This window comes from Pseudoalteromonas sp. SCSIO 43095 (assembly GCF_023650455.1).
Classification (GTDB): domain Bacteria; phylum Pseudomonadota; class Gammaproteobacteria; order Enterobacterales; family Alteromonadaceae; genus Pseudoalteromonas; species Pseudoalteromonas tetraodonis.
The window spans coordinates 1,021,787-1,039,357 of record NZ_CP087995.1 but is presented as its reverse complement, the minus strand read 5'-3'; the positions used below and the strand labels follow the sequence as shown (position 1 = coordinate 1,039,357).

Genomic DNA, 17,571 nt, shown 5'->3' with positions numbered 1-17,571 from the left:
GTCTTATCCCCCAATTTCAGACTTTAGCTGCTCTAAAAAGTCATACATGTAATCTGTTCTTCTAAGTGCTTCGGCTTTAGCTGAAGGTGTATTCATACTTTTTGCAATATGCAGCAACTTTATAAAAAAATGATCTAATGTGTATTGTTTATCATCAGGTTCACGCTCTAAACAAAATGGATCATTAGGATTGTACAAAAGTCGGCTTATTGAGCCCCCCACTTTCATACAACGACTAACACCAATAGCCCCTAAGGCATCCATTCTGTCAGCATCTTGTACAATCTGTGCTTCAACGGTTTTAATAGCAATATTAGCGCTAAAACTATGCGCTGCAATGGCATGGTGAATATCAGCAAATAGCGCTTCATCATAGCCAATAGACGCTAAAAAACTAATCGCTTTATCGGCAGCCATTGTGGAGGCTTTTGCCCTATCGGGGTGATTTTTTGCCACGGCCACACAATCATGTAACCACGCAGCAGGTAACACAACATTCATATTGGCTTTTTCAGCATTGCATAAGTTAACTGCGACACGGACAACGCGTTCAATATGGGTAATATCATGGGCTACATCAGCATGAATAAGCGACGTTATAAATTCTCTGCATTGCTGATCAAGTTGCTTTAATGAAGGGCTAAGGGCTGAATTGTCCACCGAATTTCCAAAAATCTATTTAAACGAGGTAATATCCGCTACTTTAACGCGATTTATAAGGCCCTTGCAAAACATTCATTGTATGTTGCGCGTGGCTTGACTAAAATACAGCGCTTATTTATTACTACAGAGAAGCCCTATGTCATCTGCCGTTTACCTGCAAGCTGGTCGCGATAAATCATTAAAAAGAAAACACCCTTGGTTATTTTCTAAAGCCATCAAAAAAATTAAAGGTAAACCTGGATTAGGTGACACGGTAACCATACACGACAGTGAAGGTAAGTTTTTAGCCACCGCGGCTTACAGCCCGCATTCACAAATTCGCGCGCGTGTTTGGAGCTTTGATGAAAAAGAAGTCATAGATCAACATTTTTTCGAGCGTCGCCTTCGTCGTGCTTTAGAAGCTCGTAGCCATGCGATTGAAGAAGGTGGACTGACCGGCTTTAGGCTTTGCGCCGCTGAATCAGATTATTTACCGGGTGTTACCATAGATAAATTTGATAACACCTTGGTTTGTCAGTTACTCAGTGCCGGTGCTGAGCGCCACAAAGGTGAAATTGTTGGTGCATTAATGGCTATTTTCCCAGGCTCTAATATTTATGAGCGCTCAGATGTAGATGTGCGCACTAAAGAAGGCTTGGAGCCAATTAAGGGAGTGCTTTGGGGTAATGAACCCACAGCACCAGTTATCATTGAAGAAAATGGTTTAAAAATTGAAGTTGATATTCTTGAAGGCCATAAAACCGGCTTTTATTTAGATCAACGTGACAGCCGCGCTGCGCTGGAGCGTTTTTCAAAAGATAAAACCGTATTAAATTGCTTTAGTTATACGGGGACGTTTTCTCTTTATGCCCTGCGTGGTGGCTGTAAGCATGTAACCAATGTCGATGTTTCACAACCAGCTCTTGATACAGCAAAGCGCAATGTTGAACATAACAACCTTGATTTAAATAAAGTCGACTTTGTAAAACAAGATGTATTTAAGTTATTGCGCCAATACCGTGAAGACGGTGTGATGTTTGATACGATTGTGATGGATCCGCCTAAATTTGCTGATAATAAAGCGCAGTTAACTGGGGCGTGTCGGGGTTACAAAGATATTAATATGATTGCGATGCAAATATTAAAACCAGGCGGCACACTGCTTACTTTCTCATGCTCTGGTTTAATGGAACAAAATTTGTTTCAAAAAGTGGTTGCAGATGCAGCACTTGATGCAGGTAAAGATTTGCTGATCATGGAGCGCTTAAATCAAGCAGCTGACCACCCTATTGCGGGCAGCTACCCTGAAGGCTTTTATCTTAAAGGCCTTATTTGTAAGGTTTACTAAACACTAATTTTAGTTAAACTCAATAATTTCTAGCCCTGCGGTTATCGTGCCATCCTCTTCTGTGCTGGCACGTATCACCTTTGCAGTGGCTTTTAACGGTGCAATGCTTGGATGGGTTGATGCAATATCAACCGATAAAATTGAGTCAAGCTCTAATAAATCATCGAGCTGCAAGGAGAGCCCTGTTGCACTTAAGTCAAGGCAGGTGCCTGTGTAACTTAGTCCTGCGACGGGCTCAATCGAGGTTAACTTAGCGGGTGTGTTAACCTGCATACGTCTGTAGTTTCGCTTATCTTCAGTAAACATAATTCCCTCTACACAATATTATTAATTTTTTCTCGTAGTACGGCGATGGAAAAAGGTTTTACAACGTAAGCATCACACCCTGAGTCAAAGCCTGCTTGTTGCTCAAGCTCTGACTCAAGTCCTGATATCATCACCACCGGAATGTGTTTTGTCTCTGGCGTATGTTTAAGTATGCGACAGGTATCATAACCATCAAGCCCCGGCATACATACATCAAGCAAAATGATATCAGGCGGATTAGCAATGGCAGATGCTAAGCAACTTTTACCAGAATCAGCATAGCTTAAATCAAATGTTGATGCTAACCCTGATTTGAGTATTTCAAAATTGAAATACTCATCATCAACCACTAACAATTGTCGCGCTTGGTGTTTTAATAATGAGGACATAGCAATGTCATTTCCTTCTCAAGTTAGTCCCTTAGGGTCTGTTGACCGTTCAAGGTTGAATTTGCAGTAGCCTGTTTGGTATTTAGGCAAGGCAGAGCCTATGTGGTGTGGTTTTTACTTAGCCCACTAGGTTACAAACCCCGCGCCGCGATTAAACCGCCCCTGGTTTGAACAAATTTTAATCTACAAGGGTCAACAGACCCTAGCTTAATAGCGAATAAAGGGATTATTCAATTTCTTTAATCGCATTTAACACACGTTTTGCTGAAATTGGATAAGGCGTACCTAAGGTTTGCGCAAATAAGGATACGCGTAATTCTTGCTGCATCCAAAAAATAGCCTCAACATCATCAGGCAATGGCATTCCTTTAGGGGTTTTATTCGTCAGTTTTTTATATTCTTGCGCTACTTTTTCAAGCTCTAGCACACATAATCTATCACGATTTGGGTCAACGGGTAGCTTTTCTAGTCGTTTTTGAATCGCTTTTAAGTAACGAATTAAATCGCCAAGCTTATCCGCCCCATGCTGGCTCACAAAACCTTTAAAAATAAGCGATTCTAACTGAGATTTAATATCGCCATGGGCAGTGATCATGGTTAAATCTACACGCCCTTTCATTTTTTTATGCAGCGCATGAGCAATACTCAGTACTTGCTCTACTTGGGTTGCAATTGCTACTACGGTGTCGCCTAATTCGCCGCGAATATGCTCTTTAACCGCTTCAAATGCATCACTTGTACGAATATCACCATATTTAACTAATAGGCTATCAACACCCGATGCAATGCAGTCATCTATTAAATCGGCAATTTTACCAAAAGGATTAAAGTACAACCCTAGCTTAGCCTTGTTTGGTAAATTTTGCTGCAGGTATTTAATGGGTGATGGCACGTTTAATAACACTAAACGACGCAACCCTTGCTGGTGCGCTAATTTCGCTTTAATTTCGTTATCGAATAACTCCACTGCCGCCGTTGATTTTTTATCCACCAGCGCAGGGTACGCTTTAATTTCGTACTGACCTTGCTTTTTCACATAGGATGTTGGTAACTCTCCAAAATCCCACTGTGTTAAATCGGTTTTTTCTATGCCTTTGTCGGCGACTTTAGATAAGGTGTCGGTGACCTTGCCTTGTAGCTGCGCTTTAAGTTTAGCTAAATCGAGTCCACGTGCCAGTAGCTTGTCGTGTTCATCGCGCACCTCAAATTGTAGCCTTAAATGCGGAGCAAGCGCAGTTAAATCCCACGCTTCAGGGTCTACACGGACGCCGGTCATACGCAGTAATCGATTGCTTAGCGAGTCGATTAACGAGCCTTGTAATGGCTCTATAGCCGCTAACACCGCATCGGCATAATTGGGCGCAGGGACAAAGTTACGACGTAATGACTTTGGTAATGACTTAATTAACCCACAAATTAACTCATGACGAAATGCCGGTATATGCCAATCAAAGCCACTTTCTTGCACTTGGTTTAACAGTGCAACGGGTATTTGTACGGCAACGCCATCAACCGCTTGGCCTGGATCAAAGTGATAGGTAAGCGGCAGCATCAAATTATCTTGCTGCCATGTATCTGGGTAGTCAAATTCGGTAATGCTGCTGGCGCCATGTTGCATGAGCTCTTCGCGCGTCATGTGCAGGTAGTGTTTGTCTTGTTGTTTTTGTGTTTTATACCACTTAATAAACGCAGCACGATTGTTAATATCGCTGGGTATTTTCTTCTCGTAAAACTCAAACAAGGTTTGCTCATCAACTAAAATATCGCGTCTACGAGACTTGTTCTCGAGCACTTGAATATCTTCAATTAATTCGCGGTTATACGCTAAAAATGCTTCATTTAATCCAAGCTCTTGTTCAACCAGCGCCGAGCGGATAAATAATTCGCGGCTTACTTTAGGATCAATCTTGCTATACACACACCGGCGTTTATTAACGATAATCAGGCCGTAAAGTGTTTGTTGCTCAAAGGCAATGACTGCACCGGGCTTTTTCTCCCAGTGTGGCTCTGTATAGCTTCGTTTTACCAAATGTTGAGCAAACGGTTCTACCCAGTTCACATCTATTTTGGCATTAATACGGGCATAGAGTTTACTGGTTTCTACCAATTCAGCCGACATCATCCACTTGGGGCTCTTTTTAAACAAGCCAGATCCTGGAAAAATATGAAATTGGCTATTACGTGCGCCTTTATACAGCTGCTTTTCGTCTTTAAAACCAATATGACTAAGCATGCCACTTAACAGTGCTTTGTGAATAAGCTCGCTGTCTGCAACATTCGTAGTGGCTTTCATTTTCATTTCATTGCACACAGTGCTGATTTGATAAACGATGTCTTGCCATTCACGAATACGCATATACGCTAAAAAGTCTTTTTGACATAGCTTTCTAAACTGGCTATTGGTCAGCTCACTTTGCTGCTCCTCGAGGTAATTCCACAAGTTTAAAAAGGCGATAAAGTCAGAGTCTGGATCGTCAAAGCGACCGTGTTTTTCATTCGCTGCCTGGCGTTTTTCTTGTGGTCGTTCTCGTGGGTCTTGAATTGACAGCGCAGCAACAATAATAATCACCTCACGCAATGCACCCAGCTTATGCGCAGTCAGTACCATTTTTGCTAAACGCGGATCCACTGGCAAACGACTCAGCTCTCGACCAGATTGCGTTAAACTGGTTTTTTGATGACGTTTAGCTTCTTTTACCGCCTCTAACTCTTCAAGCAGTGTTAAACCATCGTTAATGTTGCGGCTATCTGGGGCTTGCACAAAAGGAAATTGCGCCATATCACCCAACCCTAATGCCAGCATTTGTAAAATAACTGACGCTAAGTTAGTACGCAATATTTCAGGATCGGTAAATTCAGGACGTGATAAAAAATCGTCCTCTGAATACAAGCGAATACAAATACCCGCTTCAACACGTCCACAACGCCCCATTCGCTGATTGGCACTAGCTTGCGAAATAGGCTCTATGGGTAAACGTTGAACCTTTGTACGGTAACTGTAACGACTAATACGCGCCGTACCCGGGTCAATAACATAACGAATACCTGGCACCGTTAGCGATGTTTCAGCCACGTTGGTTGAAAGAATAATGTGGCGGCGCGAATGCGGCGCAAAAATACGATTTTGTTCAGCGTTCGATAGCCTTGAATACAAAGGTAATATATCGGTGTGTTTTAAATTACGCTTACTTAGCGCATCGGCGGTATCGCGTATTTCTCGCTCACCGTTTAAAAAGATCAGAATATCACCGGGGCCTTCAGCGCAAAGTTCATCGACCGCATCAAAAATCCCCTGTAACTGGTCGCCTTCGGCTTCCATGTCTTCTTTTTGGATGTCACTGATGGGGTTATAGCGTACATCCACAGGGAATGTCCGGCCTGATACTTCAATAATTGGGGCATCATCAAAGTGCTTAGAGAAACGTTCTGGATCAATGGTCGCAGAGGTAATAATAACTTTTAAGTCAGGACGTTTAGGAAGTAAATTTTTAAGGTAACCTAAAATAAAATCAATGTTTAAACTGCGCTCATGCGCCTCATCAATAATAATGGTGTCGTATTGATTCAAAAAACGGTCTTGTTGTATTTCAGCTAATAAAATACCGTCGGTCATCAGTTTTATATAACTGTTATTAGAAACCTGATCGCTAAAACGAATTTTAAAACCCACTTGCTGACCAAGCTCGCATTGCATTTCTTCTGCTATACGATTGGCAACGCTACGTGCAGCTAAACGTCTAGGTTGAGTATGGCCTATATACCCATCAACCCCACGTCCTAACTCTAAACACATTTTAGGAATTTGTGTGGTTTTACCTGAGCCGGTTTCACCAGCAATGATCACCACTTGATTATTAGCAATGGCCTCTTTGATGGTGTCTTTTTTTTGACTGACCGGTAATTGCTCAGGATAAGTAACGTTAGGTAGCCCAGCTAATCGCTGCTCGCGAAGCGATTGACTGCGACTGATATCAGCCGTAATTTTTTCAAGCGCACTAGTAAGTTTTGCCTCGTCGGTAATTTTTTTTACGCCATGAAGGCGCTTTTTAAAACTGAATTGATCTTTTTTTAAGCACGTTTTTAGCTCGCCAAACAACTGACCTAGGTTTACCACCTGCATACCTTATAAAAATTAGTCAAAGAGCCTCGATTGTAGCAAATTAAATGGCTGGGGTTAATCCTGTAAAGGACATAACAATCAGCAGATTATTATATAAACCTCCAGCCACTAAAGAAAAACGCTTATTCGTCGCTAAAAATACCTACATAAGTCGCTTGCGTATTCGATTTACTCGCACGGTACATGCCTGTGGTATTAAACGGCAGGCTAATATTGCCTTTTGTATCAACAATAATAACACCGCCTGTGCCGCCAATCGGTTTAAGCACCCCATTTATTACTTCATCCCCAGCTTGAGCAATGGTTTTACCTTGATATTTTACTCGTGCGCAAATATCGCTTGCCACATTATAACGAATAAAATATTCGCCATGGCCAGTTGCCGATACCGCACACGAGGCGTTTTCTGCAAAGGTACCCGCGCCAATAACTGGTGCATCTCCAATACGGCCAAAACGTTTTGCGGTCATTCCGCCAGTTGACGTGCCCGCGGCTAAATTACCTTGTTTATCCAGTGCCACCGCCCCCACAGTCCCCATTTTATAATTAGCGGGTAACGCCTTGTGCGCTGCTTGATAATCTTTATTGGTGTTTTTGCTCGCCTCTAGTTTTTCCTTTGCTTTTAATAAAGCTTCATAGCGATGCTTTGTATCAAATATATTATTCTCTACTAAGCTAACGCCTTGCTCTTTAGCAAACTCTTCTGCACCTTGGCCACTTAACATCACATGCACCGATTTTTCCATCACTAAACGGGCAAGTTTAATTGGACTTTCTATGTGCTTAATGCCCGAAACCGCTCCAGCTTGACGGTTACGACCATCCATAATAGAAGCATCTAACTCATGGCTACCATCATAGGTGTATACCGCGCCACGCCCGGCGTTAAAATAAGGCGATTGCTCTAACACTTCAATGGCTGCTGTGACTGCATCAAGACTTTCTCCGCCTTGTTCAAGTACCTTATACCCGGCCTCAACAGCTTGAGCTAATTTATCGCGGTAAGCTTGCTCTTGAGCAGGTGTAAATTTACTTTTTTCGATTGTGCCTGCCCCGCCATGAATCGCAATGGCAAACGGCGTACTCGCACTCAATGCAGATGAGCTCACACTCATTAAACTACCGTAAAGCAGTCCTAGTAATAGTGATTTTTTCATTGTGCGTTCTTTTGTTAGTTAAGATTAAAACTAATGTGAATGGTTACGTGGGGTTTTTCAAGTGAACTGAGTTTAATGGCATAAAAAAAGCGCCCTGAGGCGCTTTTTAAATTCTGTTTAAAAATTACGCTTGTTGCGCTTTTAAACGTGCTAAACGTGCTACTTGGTGAGTAGACGTTAAGAAAGAATAGATAGGTGCTAAATAACCGCGTTTACGAAGCTCTAGAAAGTCTGCATCGCTTAGCTCATTTAGTTTTTTCTCATCGATAAGGTAAATACCGTTGATGTCTTTTTTCTCGCCTTTAATATCAACCGTTAGCGTTTGTGCTACTAGTAATTCTTTATCAGCAAGGAATTTAGTGAACGCATCAGTGACTTGTGAAAACTCAATGAACGATACTAACGCTTCTTTACGACGCTTAAGGTAATCAGTTTCTTCACCGTTTTCGAATAATGCATTACCCTCTTCCTCACCAACTAATGAGCTCGCTTCGTCAATTACAATACCAAATTGATCTTGCTCAGGGTGCTTTACTAAACCTAATGGGTAACGTGTCGTTGCCATAGGTGCAAACGCAGCTGTCCATTTGTCACCATCGACAAATAAGTTTTCACCTGGCTCTAGGCCAAACATAGCAACGGCTTGAAAAGTACCTGTTTCGTTATTTTTAACAAAAGACATTGGAAACTCATTGGCGATACGCGCAAACTCGTGTGCTACAACTGGCACTAAGTGTTGAGTTTTCATAAATTCGATATTGATGCCATTTTTAATTTTAGTGTTGGCATGTTTTTCGTTGTGTAAAGGCTGTACTTGTTGCTCCGCCATGTTACTGCTCCGTTATTTTATAAATTTGATTTTTTACTGTTAGTGCCCTAAGGCTAAAGGTTTTGGCAACAAAAAGGAAGTGAAAATTTTGTGGCAGTTTGTAGGATATTAATTAACAAAAAATTATCGTTGATTATTTAGACAAATATATATAAAAACGTTACTTATGATATGCCACAACCTTACTTGAGGTTGTTGCACGCATTTTTTCAAAATGAAATACAGCCTAAAATAGAAAACAAAAACTACCAAGAGTCTATTCTTCATAAAAGTTTGCTTTCATTAGTTTCATGTAAACCGGCTAATTTAATTGTCGATCAATTTCCAGCATGTACTTGAAGCATTTTTAAATTGATTTTGTTTAAAACAACGTGGTGAGTAGGAATTTTCAAACCGTAAAACATGCTTGTGAGTTAGTGTTTAATAAATTTAACCATTTGATTTTTTGCTATAAGTAAAATTTATTCAGGATTTACAATCGGTGTAAAAGCCTATTTTATACTGCTAATTGTGGAGGTAATACTCAGCATTTCATCTTTATCTCTGCGCGGCTTTGTTTAATTCAGCAAAGATTAAAACAGATCAGCAATAAAAAAGGTCAGTAGCAAAAGCGACTGACCTTTCATTAAACAATCAATACAAAGAGGTTAAGCGCACATCTAATTTATATTAAAATTAGGGCGCCCAATACACTTCAATGTTGATCTCAGGGTGATTTAATACCGCACGTAACGGCATGTCATTCACATCGCCCCCCGCTAAAGCTTGTTTATAAACAGCCAGCTTTTCATCGCCACTAATTAACAATTTAACCACTTTAGATTGTGCAATCGCATTTAACGTTAAGCTCATGCGCTCAGTAATACTGCCTGTTACGTCACTTTGTATCGCGTTGATAGCGCACACAAGTTGGCTTGAATCTAGGCCGTTTTTCAGGCCTTGTGCATGTGGGAATAACGACGCGGTGTGGCCATCTGGGCCCATGCCTAAAATAGTCACATCAAAAGGACGTTTTAATGCTTGAAACTGCGCTTCACAGGCATCAACCCCTTGCTCTGCAGTGGCTGCTGTATTTTTCATGCTAATAAAATTAGCCGCTGCACCATGGTTTTGTAACAAAGTACGCTTGATGAATGCTTCATTACTCTTTTCATGACTTGCCTCAACCCAGCGCTCATCAACCATAGCAACATCAATGTTTGCCCAGTTTAAATCAAGGGTCGATAAATGTTTATAAGCCGGCTCAGGTGAAGAACCGCCTGAAACCATTAATACTGCACGGCCATCACGTTCAATACCATCACGTAAAGCATGCTCTAACGACTGAGATAATTCATCAGTCAGCGCAGCTTTATCGTCAAAAAACTTTTCTACTATTGTTGCCATCACTTATGCCTTATCGCCAGTGTTAAACCAAACATGATTATTCTCTGCTAATAATTCATCTGCATCTTCAGGGCCCCAACTACCGGCTCTATATAGTGCTGGTTTACCTTTTTCTTGCCAACGTTCAATTATTGGATCAATCCATTTCCACGCTTGGCGTACTTCGTCGCGGTGAATAAATAATGATGGATTATTCGCTGCAGCATCAAGCATTAAACGTTTGTAAGCATCTGAGTGAAAGCCATTACTATATGCTTGCGACAGCTCAATGTTCATCGTTACAGGCTCAAGTTGCATGTCTAAATTATCTAAACGCTTCGACATCAGCGTTAATTGAATACTTTCTTGTGGTTGTAAACGGATCACCAAACGGTTTGGCTCGATATTACCTACGCTGTCCTCATACACGTTATGAGATACTTTTTTATATTCAACCACAATTTCAGCGCAGCGCTTTGCCATACGTTTACCGGTACGCAGGTAAAAAGGCACACCTGCCCAACGCCAATTATCAATGTGCGCTCGAATAGCCACGAACGTTTCAGTTTTACTTGCCCCTTCGTTTAGCTCTTCTAAGTAACCTGGGACTATTTTACCGTTTAAATCACCCGGTACGTATTGCCCACGAATAATATTGTCATCAACATCGCTGCCCTCTAATGGGCGTAATGCTTCTAATACTTTTAACTTTTCATTACGAATACTATTGGCTTTAAGTTTATGCGGTGACTCCATTGCGACTAAGCAAAGTAGCTGTAACAAGTGGTTTTGCACCATGTCACGCAAGGCACCGGCTTTATCATAAAAACCAGCGCGGCTCTCAAGCCCTACCGTTTCTGATAAGCTAATTTGGATATTATCAATCGATTTAGCATCCCACATGTTTTCAAATAATGAATTTGAAAAACGCAATGCCATTAAGTTTTGAACGGTTTCTTTACCTAGGTAGTGGTCAATACGGAAGATTTGATCTTCGTCGAAGTACTGTGCAATTTTCGCATTAATAACTTCTGCAGACTCGCCACAATAACCGATTGGTTTTTCTACAACAACACGTGAATTGGCTGTTATTAATTTTTTAGTAGATAGAATTTCACAACAAGTGCCATACACAGCTGGCGGAAGAGATAAGTAAAACACACGAGATTTATCGCTGTCGTCTTCATCAAGAATCTTTTTCAGTACATCCCAGTTATCATCCGCTTCGGTAACATTACTCACTACAGGCACTAAAAACGCTGAGAACGATTTCCAATCCTTAGCGTTATACTCGCCTTCGCTTAAAAATTCTTGTAATGCTTTGTGTGCGGTATCAATGTATTCATCACATTTACTTTGTTCGCGCACGGTAGGCAAAATACGTGAGCCTTGCGGTAAGTTACCTTCTTGATATGCTCGATACATTGCAGGAAGTAATTTGCGTAACGCAAGATCACCACCGCCCCCAAAAATTATAATATCAAAAGGATTAAGCATAGTTACTCTCTACGTTTATGCTACCTGCCACTACCGTATTGGTAATCAGTTATAGCGGTTTATTATCTGGATAATGCAGGCCTTAGCACAAAGCCTACTAATGTTGTTCGTTATATGCGCCATAAAATATGGGTCTAGGGACACTGTAATTCCTCTCACAAAAATACAGGCCCTAGGACTCCAGCGCTACCCGTTCAAAGGTATTTGGTTACTTATTGTGTAATAAGTGAATGTGTTACTGCGTACGGTGTTGTTTGTAGTACGCCATTAAGCCCTGTGTTGAGCTGTCGTGCTCATTAACCACGTTATCGTCGGTTAATTCAGCTTCAATTTTAGAGGCTAAGCCTTTACCAAGCTCAACGCCCCACTGATCAAACGAACATATTTGTAAAAGAATACCTTGGCAAAAAATCTTATGTTCATACAATGCAATTAAACGACCCACCGCTTTTGCATCAACCGTGTCTAATAATATAGACGTTGTTGGGCGGTTTCCTTGATGAATTTTATGCTTTAGTAGCATTTCAATTTGCGCAGGCGTTTTGCCTTTGGCTGTTAAATCAGCGGTTATCTGCTGCGCATCTACCCCGTTCATTAATGCTTCGGTTTGTGCAAAAAAGTTCGATAATAAAATATTGTGATGCTTATCAACGTTAACTTGTGGTTTTACAGAGCCAATAAAGTCCGCAGGGACAATTATATTGCCTTGGTGCAAACATTGATAAAACGCATGCTGGCCATTTATTCCAGTCATGCCCCAAATAATAGGCACGGTAGTGTAAGGTACGGTTTGCCCGTCAAAAGTGACGTGTTTACCGTTACTTTCCATTTCACCTTGTTGTAAATATGCAGGCAACATATACAATGCTTGGTCGTAAGGTAAAATAGCTTGCGAATCAAACCCTAAAAAGCTGGTATTCCATACACTCAACAGCGCCATAATTAAAGGAATATTCTGCTCAAGCGGCGCCGACTTAAAGTGCTCGTCAACTTCAAACGCCCCTTCTAAAATAGCTTCAAATGCTTCAAAGCCGGCATAAAGTGCAATAGGTAAACCAATCGCACTCCAAAGTGAAAAACGACCGCCAACCCAATCCCACATGGTAAATACGTTTTCGTCACTAATACCAAATGCCGCGGTTTTTTCTAAATTAGTGCTTACTGCCACAAAATGCTTTGCTATGGCGCTTTTATCTTTGGCGCTATTTAAAAACCAATCAACTGCTGTTTTTGAGTTGGTCATGGTTTCTGATGTAGTAAACGTTTTTGACGAAATAACAAATAACGTTGTTTCAGGGTCAACTTTATTCAATACCGACGCGATTTGTACGCCATCAGCATTAGAAACATAATGAACGTTTAACGGCTTATCAACCACTGATTTAAGTGCTTCAGTTGCCATTTGAGGGCCTAGGTTTGAACCCCCTACTCCAATACTCACTACATCTTTCACCGCTTTGCCGGTGTAACCTAACCACTGTCCACTGCGTACTTTTTCAACAAAGGTTTTAATTTTAGCAAGTTCGCTATCGACCGCCTCAGTAATATTTTCACCGTCAACAACAAGCGGTGTATGGGCGCGATTTCTAAGTGCGGTATGCAATACAGCACGGTCTTCGGTGATATTTATTTTTTCACCGGCAAACATTTTTTCACGCCACACTTCAATATCACACTCTTTAGCTAATGAGATTAATTGAGCGAAAACTGTTTCATCAATACGTTGTTTTGAATAATCAAACAATACACCGGGAATGTGAGTAGAAAATTGAGAAAAACGAGAATCGTCTTGTGCAAATAAAGTTTTCAGATGTGTTTGTGTCATCTTTTGTGCACTATTTTCTAGTGCTTGCCAACTTACTAACTCAGAACGGCTCGCCATGTAAACATCCCCTAATGTATTAATTTATTGATTTAAAGCGCTTTATTTAATTTTTTACGACGCAAAACAACCAAATTTTGTAAAAAGCAAAGCCCAATATTATAGCTTAAAAAGTCTAATTTGCGTTATTTTTATAAGCTTTGATGCAGATAATAGCGCAATTTTTTGCTTTTGACACCGGTATCATAAAGTTAAAAATTGAATTTAACAACTGATCAGCCCCTCTCTTTAATAAAGATTTTATTAATTTCTAACTGATCCAAATTAAAGCGAGCAAAAAAAAAGCCGACAAATGTCGGCCTTTCCTCTAAAAAAACAATTAACCGGTTAACGCTAAACCACCTGCTAAGTTATAAACACTGCTGTAACCAAGCTCAGTCAAATTTGCTGCCGCAATTTTTGAACGGTTACCACTGCGACACACCAAAATATACTGGTTGTTTTTGTCCAATTGACCTTGCGTAAGTGCATGAGCCATTCGACTTAAAGGAATATTTAAGGTTTTAGCTATGGGTACGTTTAGCAATACGCTTAAATTATTAGCGCCATGTTCATAAGGTTCTCGGGTATCAATTAAATACGCATTGCCCTTTACCAGTATTTCTTTTGCTTGGTTAAAACTTAATTGCGAAGTTTCTACAGCAGGCTTAGCATTAACATAACCACAGAGCGTGTTAGCTTGTGTTTGCTGTTGTAAATCTGCTTGCTGTTTTTGTGCGGCAAATTCAGCGTCATTAATATCACCTTTAATTAAGGTTTGTAATAATGGCGTTTGCTGCTGTTGAACAGCCCAGTTCATTGCAAAGCACTGTTGGTAATCATGCCCTGAACACACCACACTTAGCGGATTCAGCTCTGCTGCTAACATCGTCAAGGAATGCGCCATTTGCATTGCATCCCCGCCATCAAGGGCGGTATTTCCAAGCCCTGCAGGTAAAATTAAATCACCGCAAAAACAGTACTCAACATCACCATTATTCGCTTTTAATAAATAACTCACGCTATCTTGGCTATGCCCTGGTGTGGCTAACTTTTCGAGTACGTGAGTGGTTAATTGCAATTTGTCGCTATTAGTTGGCCAGCCTAATTTATCAACCTCTCCAGCGACTAGGTTTTCGTTAAGTGCGCTGCGCATTAAATCAAGTGCGCAGTGACGTTCTTGATGCTCGTGCGTATTTAAAATAGCGGTAATAGTTAAATTTTGTGTAGTTACTATTTTTTCAAAGCGAGGGATCAATTCAATAATCGGATCGATAATAAATGCATGTTGATCATCTGTTACATACAACCAACTACATGCACCTTGGTGTCTAAATTGGGTAAGCCCTAAAGCACATACTTCTTGCACAGGAAAACTGCTATCAGAAATCACTAAACAGTTAGCTTGTAATACCGTTTTAAGCGCTCTAATTTGTTCACATGCATCATCTATTTGCGCCATCGTGGCAGCAGGGCCAAACGACAAACGAATAGCGTTTTCACTTTGCCACTGTGAGGCTCCCATCGCATCAAGCACAAAGCTCTGCGTAGCTCCCGTGCTGCATGCAGAACCACCGCTGACCCTAATACCTGCAGCGTCAAATAAATCAATAACTTCTTTACTGGTTAAATCGTTAACTGCAAAATTAAGCGTTGTGGGCACTGAGCAGGCAAAGTCATGATTAAAGGTAATACTTCCAAAAGTATCAACTAAGGCGCTATGCAGTTTATCTCGATACAAGTTAAGTACATCTGTTGACTTAAATGTCTCGTCTTGTTTATCTAGCAGCAAACTAAACAGCTTATTGAGCCCAGCTATACCAGGCAGGTTTTCTGTACCAGAGCGCATGCCACTTTCTTGTCCGCCACCGGCTATAAAGGGCGTGTATGGGCTGCCTTGACGAATATACAATAAACCTATGCCTTTAGGTGCATAAAGTTTATGCCCTGAAAAAGGCGCATAATCAATCGTGGTTTCACTTAGGTTGAGCTGTTGTTTGCCAAGCGCTTGTACGCAATCAACCATCCAAGTGACTTGGCTATTACGACTACGAATCACCTTTTCTATGGCGCTTAGATCTTGGTAAACACCGGTTTCATTATTAACGGCCATCGTGCAAATCATCAAAGCGTTATCAATATGCTGAGCAATAAAGTCTAAATCTAAAATACCATCACGATTAACCGGAATAGCAATAATATCAGCGTTAATTTCCAGCACTGTATTCCAATGCTTTAGGGTATTAGGCACTGCTTTATGTTCGGTTGCCCCATACAATAAAACGGGATTTGGTTTAGTATGGTTTTTTGCGTTAATGAGCGTCGATACAATGGCGGTTTGAATCCCCTCAGTGGCACCGGAGGTGAATAAAATATCGCCCTGTTGCGCGCCAATGACGATACGGGCTTTTTGCCTGGTTTGTTCTAATAAGTGCTTGGCTTGAATGCCGGTTATATGAGGACTTGAGGGATTACCAAAACAAATTTGCATAGCATGGCACACCACCTCTGCAATACATGGCAATACAGGTGTGGTCGCATTTGCATCGAGATAAACTTGAGCTTTGGGTTCATCTGGCAATAAAAACTCTGACATTAAAAACGCACCTTATTACTAAAAAATATATCTTATTCCCAATAGTACATAGTTTTGACAGGAATGAGTAATAATCTTTAGTAATTAAAGTGCGTTTACTATACCTTTTAGTTACCGAGTTCTTCGTGTTTGGATGACCAGGCATTAATAAGTGCTTTGACTAATGATGCTAATGGAATGGCAAAAAACACTCCCCAAAAACCCCATAGCCCACCAAAAAATAGCACCGCAACAATAATAAATACCGGATTTAAATCAACCGCTTCAGAGAACAGTAAAGGCACCAATACGTTGCCATCGAGCGCTTGAATAATGCCGTATATAATTAAAACGGTCCAAAATTGAGTTTCTAAACCAAACTGAAACAGCGCTACTGCGGCCACTGGTATAGTTACTAACGCTGCGCCCACAAACGGAATAAGCACCGAAAAGCCTACGAGAACGCCTAAAAGCGCGGCGTAGCGTAAGTCCAGTATGGTAAAAGCAATAAACGACACAGAACCAACAATTAAAATTTCAAATACTTTGCCACGAATATAATTCATGATTTGCTGATTCATTTCATGCCACACTTGTAGAATTAAGCGGCGTTGGCGTGGGATCATTTTAGCAATGCTGGCACTGAGCTCTACTTTATCTTTGAGCATAAAAAACACCAGTAGCGGTACCAAAATAAGGTAAATTAACCATGCTACAGCGTCTTTTAATGAATTAAGCGACGCAGACAATACCACTTGGCCAAAGTCGAGTACTTTGGTTTCAACAGTTACTACAATCGACTGCACTTGTTCTGCGCTAATAAGGCTGGGGTATTTATCAGGCAGTTCGAGTAAAAACGATTTACCTTGTTCGACCATATGCGGTGTTTCTTGGACTAAGTTACTGCTTTGCTGCCAAAGCACAGGGCCTATAACCAATATTAAAGTGAGCATAATGCCAATAAATATCAGCATTACTATGCTGGTGGCAGTAAAGCGCTTAAGGCCAAACCGCTCTAAGTGAACCACAGGCCAATCTAATAAATAAGCTATGATCAGTGCCACTAACACAGGCACAATTAATGGGCCAAAAAAATACAACATGGCAACCAGTACCAACAATAAAAAAAGTAAAGTGACTGAATCGGGATCAGAAAACTTTTTTTCATACCATGCTTTTACATATTCAAACACAAAACGGCTCCACTAATAACAACCCCTGTTGTTTATTTAACTTGTAATAATACGCTTTTTTTTGCAAATATCGTTCAATATCATCAGTGTTTTGTTCTTGTGAGATATTAAAGGTAATTGCTTGTTTTAACGATATTGCATCACGCAGCCCTAATTTAAACTGAATAAATTGCTGTGGGCATTTATAAGTGCGTAAATTTAGCTCTAGCATACTCGTTTCGCTACCTATTCACATTAATAATAAGTCCTATAACAGGGTCAATTGAGATTAACCGCAGTTAAATTTAAC

The 17,571-nt window shown here is 40.7% G+C and carries 13 protein-coding genes; 1 reads left to right on the top strand and 12 read right to left on the bottom strand.

Going from position 1 to position 17,571, the window contains the following annotated elements:
* Nucleotides 1-3: 3 nt before the first annotated feature.
* Nucleotides 4-660, bottom strand: coding sequence for an HD domain-containing protein (locus LOC50_RS05025; RefSeq protein ID WP_250653722.1), 657 nt, complete (start codon nt 658-660; stop codon nt 4-6).
* A gap of 139 nt (nt 661-799) precedes the next feature.
* Between LOC50_RS05025 and LOC50_RS05020 the strand changes: the two genes are divergently transcribed.
* Nucleotides 800-1,990, top strand: a complete 1,191-nt coding sequence (locus LOC50_RS05020; RefSeq protein WP_013465236.1) for a class I SAM-dependent methyltransferase — start codon at nt 800-802, stop codon at nt 1,988-1,990.
* 9 nt (nt 1,991-1,999) lie between these two features.
* On the opposite strand, the gene LOC50_RS05015 is transcribed toward LOC50_RS05020, so the two are convergent.
* The 11 genes from LOC50_RS05015 to LOC50_RS04965 form a co-directional block, all read right to left on the bottom strand.
* Nucleotides 2,000-2,296 carry a PilZ domain-containing protein gene (locus LOC50_RS05015; RefSeq protein ID WP_214552626.1) on the bottom strand — a complete coding sequence of 99 codons (297 nt, stop codon included), beginning with the start codon at nt 2,294-2,296 and terminating at the stop codon, nt 2,000-2,002.
* 8 nt (nt 2,297-2,304) lie between these two features.
* Nucleotides 2,305-2,685 (bottom strand): response regulator, encoded by a 381-nt coding sequence (locus tag LOC50_RS05010; protein ID WP_138627520.1) that lies wholly within the window; start codon nt 2,683-2,685, stop codon nt 2,305-2,307.
* Between the two features lie 226 nt (nt 2,686-2,911).
* The gene (gene hrpA / locus LOC50_RS05005) at nt 2,912-6,799 is read right to left on the bottom strand and encodes an ATP-dependent RNA helicase HrpA (RefSeq protein ID WP_250653721.1); all 3,888 of its coding nucleotides are present in this window, start codon (nt 6,797-6,799) and stop codon (nt 2,912-2,914) included.
* Nucleotides 6,800-6,927: 128 nt separating this feature from the next.
* Nucleotides 6,928-7,962, bottom strand: coding sequence for an isoaspartyl peptidase/L-asparaginase family protein (locus LOC50_RS05000; protein WP_250653720.1), 1,035 nt, complete (start codon nt 7,960-7,962; stop codon nt 6,928-6,930).
* A 124-nt stretch (nt 7,963-8,086) separates the two neighbouring features.
* The gene (locus tag LOC50_RS04995; RefSeq protein WP_013465241.1) at nt 8,087-8,791 is read right to left on the bottom strand and encodes a SapC family protein; all 705 of its coding nucleotides are present in this window, start codon (nt 8,789-8,791) and stop codon (nt 8,087-8,089) included.
* 675 nt (nt 8,792-9,466) lie between these two features.
* The gene (gene pgl, locus LOC50_RS04990) at nt 9,467-10,177 is read right to left on the bottom strand and encodes a 6-phosphogluconolactonase (protein ID WP_013465246.1); all 711 of its coding nucleotides are present in this window, start codon (nt 10,175-10,177) and stop codon (nt 9,467-9,469) included.
* A gap of 3 nt (nt 10,178-10,180) precedes the next feature.
* Entirely contained in the window at nt 10,181-11,653 is a 1,473-nt protein-coding gene (gene zwf / locus LOC50_RS04985) for a glucose-6-phosphate dehydrogenase (protein WP_013465247.1), read from the bottom strand.
* Nucleotides 11,654-11,888: 235 nt separating this feature from the next.
* Entirely contained in the window at nt 11,889-13,535 is a 1,647-nt protein-coding gene (gene pgi, locus LOC50_RS04980; RefSeq protein WP_250653719.1) for a glucose-6-phosphate isomerase, read from the bottom strand.
* Nucleotides 13,536-13,854: 319 nt separating this feature from the next.
* Nucleotides 13,855-16,110 carry an aminotransferase class V-fold PLP-dependent enzyme gene (locus tag LOC50_RS04975; RefSeq protein ID WP_250653718.1) on the bottom strand — a complete coding sequence of 752 codons (2,256 nt, stop codon included), beginning with the start codon at nt 16,108-16,110 and terminating at the stop codon, nt 13,855-13,857.
* A gap of 107 nt (nt 16,111-16,217) precedes the next feature.
* A complete protein-coding gene (locus tag LOC50_RS04970) occupies nt 16,218-17,282 on the bottom strand; it encodes an AI-2E family transporter (RefSeq protein WP_250653717.1) in 1,065 nt (354 codons plus the stop codon).
* Entirely contained in the window at nt 17,275-17,493 is a 219-nt protein-coding gene (locus LOC50_RS04965; protein WP_036982228.1) for a hypothetical protein, read from the bottom strand. Before LOC50_RS04965 ends, LOC50_RS04970 begins: the two co-directional genes overlap by 8 nt.
* Between the last annotated feature and the right edge of the window lie 78 nt (nt 17,494-17,571).

Bases quoted from the DNA above. Each gene is read 5' to 3' on its own strand.
- LOC50_RS05020 (WP_013465236.1), top strand. From the start codon at position 800: ATGTCATCTGCCGTTTACCTGCAAGCTGGTCGCGATAAATCATTAAAA.
- LOC50_RS05015 (WP_214552626.1), bottom strand. From the start codon at position 2,296: ATGTTTACTGAAGATAAGCGAAACTACAGACGTATGCAGGTTAACACA.
- LOC50_RS05010 (WP_138627520.1), bottom strand. From the start codon at position 2,685: ATGTCCTCATTATTAAAACACCAAGCGCGACAATTGTTAGTGGTTGAT.
- LOC50_RS05000 (WP_250653720.1), bottom strand. From the start codon at position 7,962: ATGAAAAAATCACTATTACTAGGACTGCTTTACGGTAGTTTAATGAGT.
- LOC50_RS04995 (WP_013465241.1), bottom strand. From the start codon at position 8,791: ATGGCGGAGCAACAAGTACAGCCTTTACACAACGAAAAACATGCCAAC.
- pgl (WP_013465246.1), bottom strand. From the start codon at position 10,177: ATGGCAACAATAGTAGAAAAGTTTTTTGACGATAAAGCTGCGCTGACT.
- zwf (WP_013465247.1), bottom strand. From the start codon at position 11,653: ATGCTTAATCCTTTTGATATTATAATTTTTGGGGGCGGTGGTGATCTT.
- pgi (WP_250653719.1), bottom strand. From the start codon at position 13,535: ATGGCGAGCCGTTCTGAGTTAGTAAGTTGGCAAGCACTAGAAAATAGT.
- LOC50_RS04975 (WP_250653718.1), bottom strand. From the start codon at position 16,110: ATGTCAGAGTTTTTATTGCCAGATGAACCCAAAGCTCAAGTTTATCTC.
- LOC50_RS04965 (WP_036982228.1), bottom strand. From the start codon at position 17,493: ATGCTAGAGCTAAATTTACGCACTTATAAATGCCCACAGCAATTTATT.